The organism is Aquimarina agarivorans (assembly GCF_000218485.1).
Lineage (GTDB): Bacteria > Bacteroidota > Bacteroidia > Flavobacteriales > Flavobacteriaceae > Aquimarina > Aquimarina agarivorans.
The window spans coordinates 1-13,622 of record NZ_AFPB01000172.1 but is presented as its reverse complement, the minus strand read 5'-3'; the positions used below and the strand labels follow the sequence as shown (position 1 = coordinate 13,622).

Here is a 13,622-nt window from a genome sequence, read left to right as displayed (position 1 = left end):
GTCCAATACCAAAGTATAAAAAGAAATAACTTTTTTACTATAGTGTTAAATTACAAATAATTTAACAAATTTATATTTTTAATGTTAGCTAGCTAACATTGTGTTGAAGTCATAGGTTATATTTTTGAACAAATAAAAGTTTTGTTTAGTAAAATAGTATAATTATGAAACGTTTTTTACACACTAAGAGGTTCAAAATTTTATTTTTTGCTACCTTTTTAAGTGGAATGAGCTTATCCTTTGCACAAGCCATTCCTCGTTTAACTAAAGTGGATCCCGAAAATAATTTGGTAACGGTGACCAACTTTGGCGACCAACCTGTAAATCTTATTGACTATTGGTTTTGTCTTGGTCCAGGAACTTACCAAAGATTAGGTGCTTTAACACCAGTTTCGGGAAGTATAAACTTAACTGCAAATCAAAACTGTAACATTGCCTTACCAAATGCCGGAAGCTGGTAGTGGTCTATCTTTTTAAAGTGCTCCAAACTTTTCATCAGTAGATGCTATTGAAGATTTTGCACAATGGCGAGTAGATGGCAATGCAAGAGAGGGTTTGGCTGAAAGTAAAGGGGTATGGACAGCTGGCGATTTTATAGACGATACAGGTGTTTATAGTTATATTGGTGATGGTACTGAAAATGGATTAGCCCAGTGGGAAGCTTCATTAGTAGATGCCGGGATATTAACGGGCGGTCCATTTGAATTTTTTGTTGGTGATGGAGTAGCAGATAACATTCCTGCAGATGGTATAACGATAGCAGGGGGTGTAGGTTCAGAATCAGCATGGGTAGTAACCGATGAGGATTTAAATATATTAGGATTGCCATCAACATTTTCGGCAGTTAATTTTGATACTGCAGGTTTAGGAACATGCTTAGTATGGTACTTACGTCACGATGGTTCGTTAACAGGAGCAGCTATTAATGCAAATGCAGGTACTGATTTAGGTGGGAATTTTGATCTTTCAAACCCGATAGAGGTAGTAAGGAAGACTGTTGATGCCGGTGTTTTAAGTGGCGGTCCTTTTAAATTTTTAGTTGGTGATGGAGTAGCGGATAATATTCCTGCAGATGGTATCACTATCGAAGGTGGTGTAGGCGCAGAATCTGCATGGGTAGTGACCGATGAAGACCTAAATATACTAGGATTGCCCCCAACGTTTTCGGCTGTTAATTTTGATACTGCTGGTTTAGGAACGTGCTTAGTATGGTATTTACGTCACGATGGCTCATTAACTGGTGCAGCTATGGGAGCAAATGCTGGTACTGATTTAGGAGGAAATTTTGATCTTTCAAATCCAATTGAAGTGGTAAGAAATACAGTGGATGCAGGTGTTTTGAGTGGAGGTCCATTTAATTTTTGTGTCGAGGATGGGGTAGCGGACAATATTCCAGCCGATGGTATCACTATCGAAGGAGGTGTAGGATCAGAATCTGCATGGGTAGTAACTGATGAGGACTTAAATATATTAGGTTTACCACCAACATTTACGGCAGTAGATTTTGATGGAGCAGGAGCTGGAACATGTTTAGTATGGTACTTACGCCATGATGGTTCATTGGGTGGAGCAGCTATTAATGCAAATGCTGGAACAGATTTAACAGGAAATTTTGACCTATCAAACCCTATAACAGTGAATAGAGTTGTTGGAGGAGATTGTGCAACATTATCAATAAACGAATTTGATACAGAATTACCTGTAACAATTTTTCCTATACCAGCGAGCGATAGTTTAACTATTAGTACAACTAATGCTTCTGGAGATCTTGATATCAAAATCTACAGTTTAACAGGTCAAGAGGTTCTTGAAACTGTTGCAATTTCCCAATCGGGAAGTGTAACTTTCGATGTTCAAAATTTAGAACCAGCTGTTTACATTTTAAGTATAACAGATAAAGATGGAAAGAAACAGTCTTTTGAACAAATTGTGATTGAATAATTTCCGAGGAATATAAAAATTTCAAAATATTTAAACCACCTATTTTTAGGTGGTTTTTTATTGGTTATTTTGAGTAAAATTAATTATAATTATTTGATTACAAGGTTTTTATTGGTCTTAAAAATAGTTAAAACTATGTACTTTAGTGCATTTCGCTTTTAGCTTCTAAAAATTTATCTTCGTATAATGTCTTATCAACGAAGTAATGGTCATAGCGTAAGTCGGTTAACAGTTCACTTAGTTTGGAGTACAAAATACAGATATTCAGTATTGCAAGGAGATATAAAGCAGCGTTGTCGTACAATTTTGATACAGATTTGTTAATCAGAGGATGTCAATATTCTAAAGGGAGTTGTCTCAACGAACCACGTCCATATGCATGTTGAATACCGACCTTCATTATCGATAAGTGATTTGGTTAAGAAATTAAAAGGAAGAAGTTCTAGGAAATTACAACAAGAGTTTCCAGAGTTAAATAAGCGTTATTGGGGTCGTCATTTCTGGGGTATAGGTTATGGTTGTTGGAGTACTGTAAATATTACAGATGAGATGGTTAATGAATATTTAGAGCACCATCGAAAGCCTAATGATGATGGTTCAAGTTTTATATTAGAATGACTTTCAGTCGTAAAGGAAACTATGGACTTCAAGTCCATAGTGGTTCATTGAAAAGCTTTTGAGGCGTTGTAAGCAGGTGCTAGCTTATTTCCGCGCAAATCCTGCAATGGAAGTTATTGCTACTAAATGCCCCTTTTTTTTGTTAAAAAATAATTGGTGGTCCAGCAAACAACTTCAGTAAAAGCCAATACGTTGAGATGGTTGGTTTCGTTTTCAATTTTCGCATCAAGCGCTTCATTAAGCTCACCAATACCAGTACTAAAAACTAATAAATCCAAACCATCTAAGGTTTGAACCAATTCGTTTAGTTTATCCTTATTGTTGGATATTGTACAGTCAAAATTACTGATTAAAAAATGATCAGGATTTGTTTCTTTTAGGGCATTCAAATTATTTTGATTTCGACCAGTTATGCCAACATAGTAATTGTTATCGGCCAGTATTTTGGCAAGTGCATTACCAATACCAGATGAAGCACCTAAAACAATTGCTTTTTTCATAAAATTACTACGCCCTTAAATTTCGGATACGTTTAATTAATGAAGGGTGCGAATAATGATAAAACTCATATGCTGGATGCGGAGTTAAATTACTCAAGCTGTTCTTAGAAAGCTTTTTTAAACTTGTAACCAAAGCTTCAGCACCAAAGGTATCCTTAGCATAATCATCGGCTTGGTATTCAAACTTACGCGATAATAGGTTCATTAGTAAACCAGTAATTTCTGAAATGGGAGTGTATAGAATTCCAAAAGCAATTAGTCCAATATGAAATGTGGGTTCATTTACGCCAAGCGCAGCAGACAACTCCGGACTAGCTACAAAAAAGGATAACAACCATAAAGTAAAGCCTGTTAGCAAAATGGACAAGGTAAGGTTATAAATAATATGTTTTCTTTTGTAATGACCCACTTCGTGAGCAAATACGGCTACAATTTCATCCTCGTCCAAGTCATTGATTAATGTATCAAAAAGTGTGACTCTTTTTTCACTTCCAAAACCAGAAAAATAAGCATTGGCTTTTGTGCTTCGTTTAGAGCCGTCAATTACAAAAATTTTGTCTAATTTAAAGCCAACTTTGTTTCCGTAGGCCTCAATTTTATCACGTAAAGAACCTTTTTCTAAAGGGGTTTGTTTGTTAAATAATGGAACAATTAATTTGGCGTAAAACATATTCATAAAAAAGGAGAAAAAAGCGACTAATGCCCATGCGTACAACCAAAAATTGGGTCCTGCTACTCCGTAAAACCAAATAATTAAGGCTAAAATTCCACCTCCAATTAGTGCCATCATTAGCCAGCCTTTTATTTTATCCATAAAAAAAGTTCCTACACTCATTTTATTGAAGCCAAATTTTTCTTCGATAACAAAATTTTTATAGTAGGAAAACGGCAAGTTGATTATATCATTACCAATCATGATAATTCCAAAGAAAATTAAGCCAACAACAATGGGATTATCACTAAAAGTTAGCGCGTAATCATTTACTATTTTAAATCCATCAAAAAAGAAAAAGCAAAGGGTAAGCGTTACGGAAAAAAGGCTAGTCAGTAAGCTAAAACGGTGATTTGTTTTTTTGTAATCCATTGATTTTTGATATTCATCCTCAGGATACACATCTTGTAATTCATTAGGAAGGGTAGCGCCATAGCGTTTAGCATTTAAGCTATCCAAAATAAAGTCTACAATAAAATTAAAAATGATTATGGCAATAAGAATATAAAAAACGGTTGTCGGATTCATAAATTGAAAAAATTTGGCTGTAAATGTACAAATTGAGTTAGAAACCTCGTTGTCTTTTGGCTTCAAAAATTAAAATACCTGCTGCGACTGATACATTCATGGAATCAACACTACCGCTCATGGGGATAATAATATTTTTTGTAGTGTTCATTCTCCATTCTTTACTTAAGCCTTCATGTTCAGTGCCAACAATAATAGCTGTAGGTGCTTTAAAATTTTGTTGGTCATAAGGTGTAGCACTTTGTAGCGTTGCACCATAAAGTTGTATTTCTTTTTCTTTAAGGAAGGTAATAATTTCAGTCGTTGATCCTGTAGCAACGTTATTGGTAAAAACACAGCCAACACTTGAGCGGATGATATTGGGATTGTAAAGATCTGTTTTGGGGTTGGCAATTAACACAGCGTCAATATTTGCGGCATCAGCTGTTCTAAGCAATGCACCGATATTGCCTGGTTTTTCAGGGGCTTCAGCAACTAAAATAAGCGGATTACTTTTAAGTTGTAATTCTTTTAATGCATTTTTTTTTGCTTTAGAAAGGGCAATAATGCCTTCTGTACTTGCTCTGTACGCTAGTTTTTGGTAAACTTCAGTGCTAATTTCAATAATTTGGAATGTTGACAGCCAATCGCTAAAAATAGTTTCAAATTTAGTGATTGGTAATATGCTTGTACAAACATATATTTTGATTATTTGATAATTTGCCTTTAAAGCAAGTTGGATTTCCTGTTGTCCTTCAATAATAAACAGCCCTTCTTTTTTACGAATTCTGGATTTTTCCCTGAGCTGATAAAGTTGCTTAATTGCAGCATTTTGTGGACTTTCAATTTTTTGATACATGAATGCAAAGATACTACTATACTATTTTCTGTATTAAATAATACGTTGTTTATTGATTAAAAACTAAATTCCAAAAAGCGTATTTTGTATCTTTAGTACTAGTTGTGATTTTAAGTTACTTGCCATTATTTTAGTGTGTAACTCATTTTAAAATTGCAAATTGATGAAAAAGAAGTGCTACATCACTTATCCAAATTGAATACGCATTAAATATGATACCTGAACACATTATTAACCGCAAGGGGCCACGGAGTTTAAAGGAATTAAATCCTGAAGTATTAGTATATCTTAATAGAGGAGAAGTTGAAACTAAAAATTTAATGGAATGGCTTGCAACAGATCAACTAATGTTGTTAAAAACTGTTTTAGATCAGGTTTACAAAATGGATTGGTTCGTTAATTTTGAATCGGCGGTAAATGCACAAAAAAAGCCAACAGCAAATAGTACTACCAAAATTATTGGTGAGGTTTTTTTCTCCTTGGCAGGTAAAAACACTGCAATTTATAGTGTATTGCAAAACCACACATCGGATTTGGCCCGATGTTGGGCGTGCTGGGCGCAAAGCTTACAGTATGAATCTGTAGAAAGATTACTTCCCGAAATGAAAATGTATGCGGCGGATAGCCATTTTGGTGTGCGTGAGGTAGTGATTTTTGCAACCAAACCAAGTATGATTGAAAATTTGGAAACTTCCATTGTTTTATTAAAAGATTGGACTGATAGTACTGACGAAAATATCAGAAGATTTGCAGTAGAAGCTTTAAGGCCAGTAGGGGTATGGACAAAAAAAATCGTGAGATTTCAGGAAAATCCAGAGTTAGGTTTAAAAATTTTAGCCCCGCTTAAGTCTGATGCATCTAAATACGTTAGGGATGCCGTTGGGAACTGGTTAAATGATGCTAGTAAAACCAGTCCCGATTGGGTGCAAAGTTTGTGTAAAAAAATGGGAGAAAGAGTCGCCAACTAAAGAAACAATTTATATTGTAAAACGCGGATTGAGAACAATTAATAAACGATAGGTGTTTATTTGATATAAAACCAATAAAATACTGATGTCGGCCTGTCGTTGTCTTATATAATAAAAAAAAACCCTTGACAATTCAAGGGTTTAGTATTTAAATGGGGTGGAAGACGGGATTCGAACCCGCGACCCTTGGTACCACAAACCAATGCTCTAACCAACTGAGCTACAACCACCATTTAATTCGGGTGCAAAGATACTCACTCTTTACATATCTGCAAAGTAAAAAATGTTTTTTTTATATTAAATCCGTTACTGAATCAACAGCTACGTAACGCTCAGTAGTATAGCCTTCGGCATGGTCCACACCAATTAATCTTCCTAAGTTGCGTGCACGGTATTCTATACTATCGTAAAAGTTTTTATTTGAAATCGGTGTTTGGGGTTCATCTGCAGCTCCTTGATTGCTAAAAAATTGCGTTTTATAGGCTCTCACCGAAGCCATTTTTATATCATTAAACCCTGTAATATCTACTACAAAATCTGGTTCAATTTCTTTCCATTGTATATAATGGTATACATGCTTAGGCCTCCATTCTTTTTGTGCTTGACCGTTTAATTCAGTTTCAATTCTGCGTAAGCCAGACAAAAAACAAGCGTCCGAGGTTAATTTACTTCCTTTTCCGTGATCAATGTGCCTATCATCAATAGCATTACACAAAACAATATCAGGTTGGTATTTTCGTATTATTTTAATGATTTCTTTTTGATGGAATTCATCATTTTTAAAAAAACCATCTCTAAAGGCTAAATTTTCGCGTACGTGAAGCCCTAAAATTTCCGCAGCCTCGCTTGCTTCCTGATCTCTGATTTCGGCAGATCCGCGAGAGCCCAGTTCACCTCGCGTTAAATCTAATACGCCGACTTTTTTACCAGTAGAAATTTCTTTAGCTAAAGTACCAGCACAACTTAATTCAATGTCATCAGGGTGTGCCCCAACCGCCAAAATGTCTAATTTCATGTTTGTTTTTGTTAACTAGCAATGCTAGGTTTTTTAATGTTTTTAATTATGGTTTGGTAAAAATTATGCGTGTCATATGGTTTAACAATAAGGTCATTCATTCCTGCGGCATAAGCTTCATCTATCATTTCTTTTTCTTCTACAGCAGTAAGCGCAATAATTGGAGTTTGATCGTCAAATTTTCTAATGTTTTGCGTTGCTTCCAAACCTCCCATATCAGGCATATTTACGTCCATGAGTATTAGGTCGTATTTGTGTTCTTTTGCTTTCTCAATAGCTTGTAATCCATTGTCGCAAATAGTCGTAGTGTAACCTTTTTTGTCTAAAATATTTTTAGTAACAATTTGGTTTATTTTGTTATCATCAACAATAAGAATATCTAATTTGGTGGTGGTGCCAATCTCGATGTATTTATCATCAGCAGTATTGGTGTCATCAATTTGCTTTTGCTCAGTGCGTTCAATGGGCAGTACAAAAGTAAATTCAGCACCTTTTCCAACTTCACTTTCTACGGTAATTTCACTTTTATAAATACCGATTAACTTTTTAACAATAGATAATCCTAAACCAGTGCCTTGATATTCGGATTTAGCATCTTTAACTTGTTCAAAATTCTCAAAAATAGTTTTTTGTTTATCTTTTGGAATCCCAATACCATCATCTTTTATAATAAATCGTAAATCATAGGCATCAGGCGTTTCCTTTATTTTAAGAATTTTAATCCAGACATTACCGTTGGAGGTAAATTTTAAAGAGTTTCCTACCAGATTAATGATAATTTGCGAAAGTCTTACTGAATCTCCAACAATGATTTCGTCAATAAAAGGATCAATTTCCACATGAACCTTATTATTATTCTTGTGGCGTTTGTTATGTAGTGACTTTACAATACTATCCACCAAAATTTTTAAGTTAAAAGGGGCATTTTCAACCACAATTTCTTTAGTTTCAATTTTGCTCAGTTGCAATACGTCATTAATAAGAGCCAATAAATAATCACCTGAAAACTTTAAAGAATCTAAGTATTCTTTTCTGCTTTCGCTATCTGGATTTTCCATTAAAAGCTGCGTTAATCCAATAACACCATATAATGGAGTTCTAAGCTCATGACTTACAGTGGATACAAACTGAGATTTCAAACGTGATACTTGTTCGGCAGTTTCTTTAGCTTCTAGTAATTCTTGATTTTTTTCAAGTAAATTAAAATTTAGTTTCTTTCTAACGTAATTATTTCTAATAGAGCTAATAAGGAATGCTAAACTAATAATTAATACCGCACTTCCTAAAAAAATACTTGTTTTCCATTGAGTTATTTGAGTTTCTTTTTCCCGGATATCGCCTTTAATTTGCTCCAGATTCAATTTGTAATTATCAACTTCAAATTTTGCGTTGGCAATTGTTACTTCTTTAAGTTTTTCGCGACTCAGCTTTTGTTTTTCTAATTGTTCGTATTTTTGCAAATCTTGATAAGCGCTTTGAAAGTCGCCTTTTTCAAAATTGATTAAGGATCTAATTTTATACAACTCGCTGAATTTATCTTTTTCAACACCTTCAATTCCTTCGTAAGCAATATTTTCTAAAAAATTATCAGCTTCGGTGTATTCACCATTTTGAATATAAAAATACGCCCACAAATAATTCAATCGTTCGGACTCATTAGGATTATTTTCAAAAGAGCTGTACTGAGTGGCTTTGTCTAAGTAAGGGATAACTGTACTATCAGCGGTTTTATTTAGCAGATATAATTGTGCAATTTTATTGTTCGCTCTTAAAACTTCAATGGAGTCGTTAGTTAAAGTGGCGTATTTGTCAATTTTTTCGTAAAAATTGATACTCTCTTCAATGGGTCTCTTTTGAAGACTAGTAAGTTCGGCCATACTATAGTATACTTCGTGAACCAAGTCAAAATTAGAGGACAACCTAGCATGAATAACTGCTTTATTAAAGTTTTCAAACGCTTTATTGAGTTCGCCATTTACTTTATAACTGTATCCTATTATATTGTATATTTTGGCTAGAGCCGAAGAATCGTCGTAATACATGGCAACAACTTTAGCATCTTGCGCGAGCTCCATTGCCTTGTAATATTCATTGTTTTCTTGAAGAATTTCAGCTGTAAGAATATTCTCCTTTAACTCCTGAATAGACATAGTAGGCTCCGTAGTCTCTTCATTCTGGTCTTCATTAGCAAAAACAAAGAAAGATAAAAACACTGATAATAAAATGCTTATGTTTTTTTTGATAAGTCTATTCAATATTAAGGTAGTGTATTTAATAATTAAAACTTATGGTTTTATAGCAATTTTGAATTCAAAATACGACATTTGAATGAATCTTCGCTTTATATTTGTCAAAGAAAACAAAATATTAATTCTTTTAAAAATTAAAAACATGGCATTTGTAGGAAAACAATTCCCTAATTTAGATGTTGACGCAATGAACGATATGGGTGATACGTTCAAAATCAATGTACTTGAGGAAGCAAAAAATAAAGGTAAAAAGGTACTTTTATTTTGGTATCCAAAAGACTTTACATTTGTTTGCCCAACGGAATTACACGCTTTTCAAGAAGCTGTGGCAGAATTCGAAAAAAGAAATACTTTAGTGATAGGTGCTTCATGTGATACTCCTGAAGTTCATTTTGCGTGGTTAAATACTGCAAAAGATAATGGAGGGATAGAAGGTGTAACCTACCCAATTTTAGCAGATAGTAACCGTAACTTAGCAAGTCAGTTAGGTATTTTAGATATTACTAACGAGCGTTATAATGAAGAAACAGGAACAGTTTTAGTTGACGGAGATAATGTAACATACCGAGCTACTTACTTAATTGATGAGGAAGGAACAGTATTTCATGAAGGAATAAACCATATGCCTGTAGGGCGTAACGTTGCTGAATTTTTGCGATTAATTGATGCTTACGCACACGTACAAAAACATGGCGAAGTGTGTCCGGCAAACTGGGAAGAAGGTAAACAAGCAATGGCTCCTAATGCAAAAGGTACTGCTGAATACTTAGCTTCTAACTAAAATTGTAATTAGTACAAGCTAAACAATTTAAAAAATACTATCTCGTCCTAATTCATTTTAGGGCGAGAAACTAAAATTGATTTGGAATCTTCCAAATCCAAGTTTAATAAATAAAAAAAATATGTTACAAGAATTAGATAGTGATAGCTTAAATCAAATTGTAGCTGATAACGATACTGTTTTAGTACAATACTCTGCAACATGGTGTGGAAATTGTCGTATCATGAAGCCTAAATTTAAAAAACTTTCAACAGAGCATGGGGAAATACCCTTTGTAATCGTTGATGCTGAAAAATATCCTGAATCAAGGAAGCTGGCAAATGTGGACAATTTACCAACCTTTGCAGCCTTTAGAAAAGGAGAATTTTTAAACCAAGTACAAACAAATAAATTTGAATCATTAAAAGAATTAGTAGATGAAGCTACCAGTAATTAAACACTTAACTTCCTTTATTGAAGAAAATGATGAAGATTTTGTAATTGAAACTATTGAAACCTTAGAAGGACTCACGGAAGTGTCTTCATTAAAGGATGAAGAATTAGATGTTATAGGCGAGTTAATTTCTAATATGTATGGTGCTCTAGAAGTTAAAAAGTTAATAAATGAAGGAGCCACCCAAAAAGATGCCCTAAATAACTTTATGAAACGGGTTTTAGGAGCAATTGATAAATAAAATAAATTCAGAATTATGATTTCATAATTCTGAATTTTATTTTTGACCCTATTTAAGTTTGAAATTTTCAGACATTTAATTCAAAAACATTTTATGAGTAAGGAAATCAATCCTGATGAGTTTTACGCTAAATTGAAAGATCAATTAATACAAACCAGCTTGTGGCCTAGCTTGTATTTGTACAAATTTATTGTACCTGTTAAGCCAGACCAATCAAAAGAATTGCTAGCTATTTTTGACAATCAAGGTGCGGTTATTTCTTCAAAAAAGTCAAAAACAGGTAAATATTTAAGTTATTCCATAAAAATGAAATTAAAAAACCCAGATGCTGTTATTGAAAAATATAAAGAAGTAGCAGCAAAAATTAAAGGGGTTATTTCATTATAAATTGGTTTAAAATGACAGAGTAATAAGTCGTCAATAGCTCTGTTGATATCATTTTAATCTTGGAATAGTAATATTCGTGTAATTTTTACTATTTTGCAGAATGAAATAAGAGTTGTTTGGTATAGTTTCTTCTAAAAACAAACAACGCTCAACTTCACAAAAAGTTTATGCATACACAAAATTTAGAGTACAACACTGAGCGTGAACAGCTCGTTATTCCCGAATATGGACGCCATATTCAAAAAATGATTGATCACGCGATTACCATTGAGGATAGGGAGGAACGCAATAAAGTTGCCAAGGCAATTATTGGAGTAATGGGAAATATGCAGCCACATTTACGTGATGTTGCTGATTTTCAGCACAAATTGTGGGATCAATTATTTATTATTAGCAAATTTAAATTAGATGTTGATGCCCCTTTCCCAATTTTAACAGAGGAGGAGTTAATGCAAAGGCCTGAGCCGTTGGAATATCCTCAAAATCATCCTAAATATCGTTTTTACGGGAACAATATTATAAGAATGATTAATGTTGCCAATAGTTGGGAGGAAGGAGATTTAAAAGAAGCGTTGATTTATACGATAGCAAATCATATGAAAAAATGCTTTTTAAATTGGAATAAAGACACTGTTGAAGATGACGTTATTTTTAGGCATTTATTTGAACTAAGCGATGGTAAAATAGATTTACAAAATAGTAACGAAGATTTGTCAAACGCCACAAGTTTAATGAAAACTAAAAAGCGTTATAATAACAACAACAACAACAACAACAACAACAACGGAAAAAAGTACCGTTCAAATAACAACTACAAAAAAAGGCGTAACTAAAAACTAACAACTACTTATTTACATGGGAACATTTCAGATTGAAGGTGGGCATTCGCTTAAAGGTGAAATAACACCGCAAGGAGCAAAAAATGAAGCATTACAAATTTTATGTGCCGTTTTACTTACTCCCGATAAAGTAATAATTGAAAATATCCCAGATATTCGAGATGTAAATAAGCTTATCACAATATTAGAAAATTTAGGCGTTAAAATTCAAAAATTAGGCAAAGGGCATTATTCTTTTCAAAGTGATGATCTCAATCTTAATTATTTAGAGAGTGATCAATTTAAAGCTGAAGGAAGTGGAATCCGAGGTTCAATAATGATTGTTGGTCCGTTACTGGCTCGTTTTGGTAAGGGGTATATTCCTACTCCAGGTGGAGATAAAATTGGTCGTCGCCGTTTAGATACCCATTTTACAGGGTTTATCAATTTAGGTGCAAAATTTAAATTTAATAAGTCAGAGCGTTTTTACGGGGTTGAAGCACCTAATGGTTTGGTAGGTACGGATATGTTGCTTGATGAAGCTTCGGTAACTGGTACTGCAAATATTGTTATGGCAGCAGTATTGGCCAAAGGAAAAACTACGATTTACAATGCAGCATGCGAACCTTATTTACAACAATTGTGTAAAATGATGGTGGCAATGGGTGCTAATGTACAAGGGATTGGTTCCAATTTACTAACTATTGAAGGTGTGGACTCTTTAGGAGGCTGTAAGCACCGAATTTTACCAGATATGATAGAAATAGGATCATGGGTAGGTTTGGCGGCTATGACAAAAAGTGAGCTAACCATTAAAAATGTAAGCTGGGAAAATTTAGGTCAAATACCTAATACTTTTCGGAAGTTAGGAATTACTATTGAAAAGAAAGGTGATGATATGTATATTCCTGCTCATGTAAATGGGTACGCCATTGAAACCTTTATCGATGGGTCTTTTATGACTATTAGTGATGCTCCATGGCCTGGTTTTACACCTGATTTGTTGAGTATCATTCTTGTGGTAGCTACGCAGGCAGAAGGAGAGGTGTTAATTCATCAAAAAATGTTTGAAAGCCGCTTATTTTTTGTAGATAAGCTAATTGATATGGGGGCTAAAATAATATTGTGTGATCCACATCGGGCAAATGTTATGGGACATAATTTTAAATCTTCATTAAAAGCAACTACTATGACATCGCCAGATATTAGAGCAGGTATTTCATTGCTAATAGCTGCTTTAAGTGCTAAAGGAACGTCAACGATTCATAATATCGAACAAATTGATAGAGGTTATGAAGATATTGATGGTCGATTACGTGCTATTGGAGCAAAAATTGTTCGAATAGATTAAATGTAATTTCCTCAGTTATTTGTAGAAAGATCTTTTAATCTAGAATCTATCTTTTTCATAATAAAATTAAATTTTTTAATTGAGGGGGTATTTTTCGAGGGAAATTAATTAACGTAAATACTCTTTTGAGCAAGGTGATCTGGATACGTAAATATTCTAAAATAAACCTTATTTAGGAGTTAGTTATCAGGGCAATTTTTCATATTTTTAACGCTTCAAAATTAAGAAATATTCTTTTTTTT

14 protein-coding genes, 1 tRNA gene and 1 pseudogene are annotated in these 13,622 nt (G+C 33.7%); 10 read left to right on the top strand and 6 right to left on the bottom strand.

Annotation, left to right across the window (positions count from 1 at the left end):
• The first annotated feature begins 164 nt into the window (after positions 1–164).
• The 3 genes and pseudogenes from GMC_RS0114890 (at position 165) to tnpA (ending at position 2,559) form a co-directional block, all read left to right on the top strand.
• Complete coding sequence (locus GMC_RS0114890) at positions 165–461, top strand: hypothetical protein (RefSeq protein ID WP_010520426.1); 297 nt, start codon at positions 165–167, stop codon at positions 459–461.
• 94 nt (positions 462–555) lie between these two features.
• Positions 556–1,941: a T9SS type A sorting domain-containing protein gene (locus tag GMC_RS20095; RefSeq protein ID WP_010520425.1), complete on the top strand. Its 1,386-nt coding sequence runs from the start codon at positions 556–558 to the stop codon at positions 1,939–1,941.
• A gap of 186 nt (positions 1,942–2,127) precedes the next feature.
• Positions 2,128–2,559 (top strand): annotated as a pseudogene (gene tnpA, locus GMC_RS20090) (IS200/IS605 family transposase).
• Between the two features lie 122 nt (positions 2,560–2,681).
• Here tnpA and GMC_RS20085 read toward each other — a convergent pair.
• From GMC_RS20085 to GMC_RS0114865, 3 genes are read right to left on the bottom strand one after another with little or no spacing between them, the layout of a single operon-like run.
• Positions 2,682–3,059: an SDR family NAD(P)-dependent oxidoreductase gene (locus tag GMC_RS20085; RefSeq protein WP_010522895.1), complete on the bottom strand. Its 378-nt coding sequence runs from the start codon at positions 3,057–3,059 to the stop codon at positions 2,682–2,684.
• A 7-nt stretch (positions 3,060–3,066) separates the two neighbouring features.
• A complete protein-coding gene (locus GMC_RS0114870; protein ID WP_010522894.1) occupies positions 3,067–4,299 on the bottom strand; it encodes a M48 family metallopeptidase in 1,233 nt (410 codons plus the stop codon).
• A gap of 37 nt (positions 4,300–4,336) precedes the next feature.
• Entirely contained in the window at positions 4,337–5,137 is an 801-nt protein-coding gene (locus tag GMC_RS0114865) for a TrmH family RNA methyltransferase (protein ID WP_010522893.1), read from the bottom strand.
• 212 nt (positions 5,138–5,349) lie between these two features.
• Between GMC_RS0114865 and GMC_RS20080 the strand changes: the two genes are divergently transcribed.
• Positions 5,350–6,105, top strand: coding sequence for a DNA alkylation repair protein (locus GMC_RS20080; protein WP_010522892.1), 756 nt, complete (start codon positions 5,350–5,352; stop codon positions 6,103–6,105).
• Positions 6,106–6,258: 153 nt separating this feature from the next.
• On the opposite strand, the gene GMC_RS0114855 is transcribed toward GMC_RS20080, so the two are convergent.
• The 3 genes from GMC_RS0114855 to GMC_RS0114845 all read right to left on the bottom strand — a co-directional run bounded on the left by GMC_RS0114855 (position 6,259) and on the right by GMC_RS0114845 (position 9,375).
• A tRNA-His gene (locus GMC_RS0114855) sits at positions 6,259–6,335 on the bottom strand.
• A 62-nt stretch (positions 6,336–6,397) separates the two neighbouring features.
• Positions 6,398–7,120 carry a bacillithiol biosynthesis deacetylase BshB1 gene (gene bshB1, locus GMC_RS0114850; RefSeq protein ID WP_010522891.1) on the bottom strand — a complete coding sequence of 241 codons (723 nt, stop codon included), beginning with the start codon at positions 7,118–7,120 and terminating at the stop codon, positions 6,398–6,400.
• Between the two features lie 11 nt (positions 7,121–7,131).
• Positions 7,132–9,375: a tetratricopeptide repeat-containing hybrid sensor histidine kinase/response regulator gene (locus tag GMC_RS0114845; protein ID WP_238528020.1), complete on the bottom strand. Its 2,244-nt coding sequence runs from the start codon at positions 9,373–9,375 to the stop codon at positions 7,132–7,134.
• Positions 9,376–9,511: 136 nt separating this feature from the next.
• On the opposite strand from GMC_RS0114845, the gene GMC_RS0114840 reads away from it, so the two are divergent.
• From GMC_RS0114840 to murA, 6 genes are all read left to right on the top strand, one after another.
• The gene (locus GMC_RS0114840) at positions 9,512–10,150 is read left to right on the top strand and encodes a peroxiredoxin (protein WP_010522889.1); all 639 of its coding nucleotides are present in this window, start codon (positions 9,512–9,514) and stop codon (positions 10,148–10,150) included.
• 121 nt (positions 10,151–10,271) lie between these two features.
• Positions 10,272–10,586 carry a thioredoxin family protein gene (locus GMC_RS0114835; protein WP_010522888.1) on the top strand — a complete coding sequence of 105 codons (315 nt, stop codon included), beginning with the start codon at positions 10,272–10,274 and terminating at the stop codon, positions 10,584–10,586.
• Positions 10,567–10,824, top strand: a complete 258-nt coding sequence (locus GMC_RS0114830; RefSeq protein WP_010522887.1) for a DUF6952 family protein — start codon at positions 10,567–10,569, stop codon at positions 10,822–10,824. The genes GMC_RS0114835 and GMC_RS0114830 overlap by 20 nt, the downstream gene beginning before the upstream one ends.
• A 93-nt stretch (positions 10,825–10,917) precedes the next feature.
• Positions 10,918–11,211, top strand: coding sequence for a DUF493 family protein (locus GMC_RS0114825; protein ID WP_010522886.1), 294 nt, complete (start codon positions 10,918–10,920; stop codon positions 11,209–11,211).
• A 167-nt stretch (positions 11,212–11,378) separates the two neighbouring features.
• A complete protein-coding gene (locus GMC_RS0114820; RefSeq protein ID WP_010522885.1) occupies positions 11,379–12,044 on the top strand; it encodes a DUF4290 domain-containing protein in 666 nt (221 codons plus the stop codon).
• 22 nt (positions 12,045–12,066) lie between these two features.
• On the top strand, positions 12,067–13,380 hold the full coding sequence (gene murA, locus GMC_RS0114815) for a UDP-N-acetylglucosamine 1-carboxyvinyltransferase (RefSeq protein WP_010522884.1): 1,314 nt from the start codon (positions 12,067–12,069) through the stop codon (positions 13,378–13,380).
• Positions 13,381–13,622 lie beyond the last annotated feature (242 nt).

Coding starts and splice junctions, on each gene's coding strand:
- GMC_RS0114890 (WP_010520426.1), top strand. CDS start 165: ATGAAACGTTTTTTACACACTAAGAGGTTCAAAATTTTATTTTTTGCT.
- GMC_RS20085 (WP_010522895.1), bottom strand. CDS start 3,059: ATGAAAAAAGCAATTGTTTTAGGTGCTTCATCTGGTATTGGTAATGCA.
- GMC_RS0114870 (WP_010522894.1), bottom strand. CDS start 4,299: ATGAATCCGACAACCGTTTTTTATATTCTTATTGCCATAATCATTTTT.
- GMC_RS0114865 (WP_010522893.1), bottom strand. CDS start 5,137: ATGTATCAAAAAATTGAAAGTCCACAAAATGCTGCAATTAAGCAACTT.
- GMC_RS20080 (WP_010522892.1), top strand. CDS start 5,350: ATGATACCTGAACACATTATTAACCGCAAGGGGCCACGGAGTTTAAAG.
- bshB1 (WP_010522891.1), bottom strand. CDS start 7,120: ATGAAATTAGACATTTTGGCGGTTGGGGCACACCCTGATGACATTGAA.
- GMC_RS0114840 (WP_010522889.1), top strand. CDS start 9,512: ATGGCATTTGTAGGAAAACAATTCCCTAATTTAGATGTTGACGCAATG.
- GMC_RS0114835 (WP_010522888.1), top strand. CDS start 10,272: ATGTTACAAGAATTAGATAGTGATAGCTTAAATCAAATTGTAGCTGAT.
- GMC_RS0114830 (WP_010522887.1), top strand. CDS start 10,567: ATGAAGCTACCAGTAATTAAACACTTAACTTCCTTTATTGAAGAAAAT.
- GMC_RS0114825 (WP_010522886.1), top strand. CDS start 10,918: ATGAGTAAGGAAATCAATCCTGATGAGTTTTACGCTAAATTGAAAGAT.
- GMC_RS0114820 (WP_010522885.1), top strand. CDS start 11,379: ATGCATACACAAAATTTAGAGTACAACACTGAGCGTGAACAGCTCGTT.
- murA (WP_010522884.1), top strand. CDS start 12,067: ATGGGAACATTTCAGATTGAAGGTGGGCATTCGCTTAAAGGTGAAATA.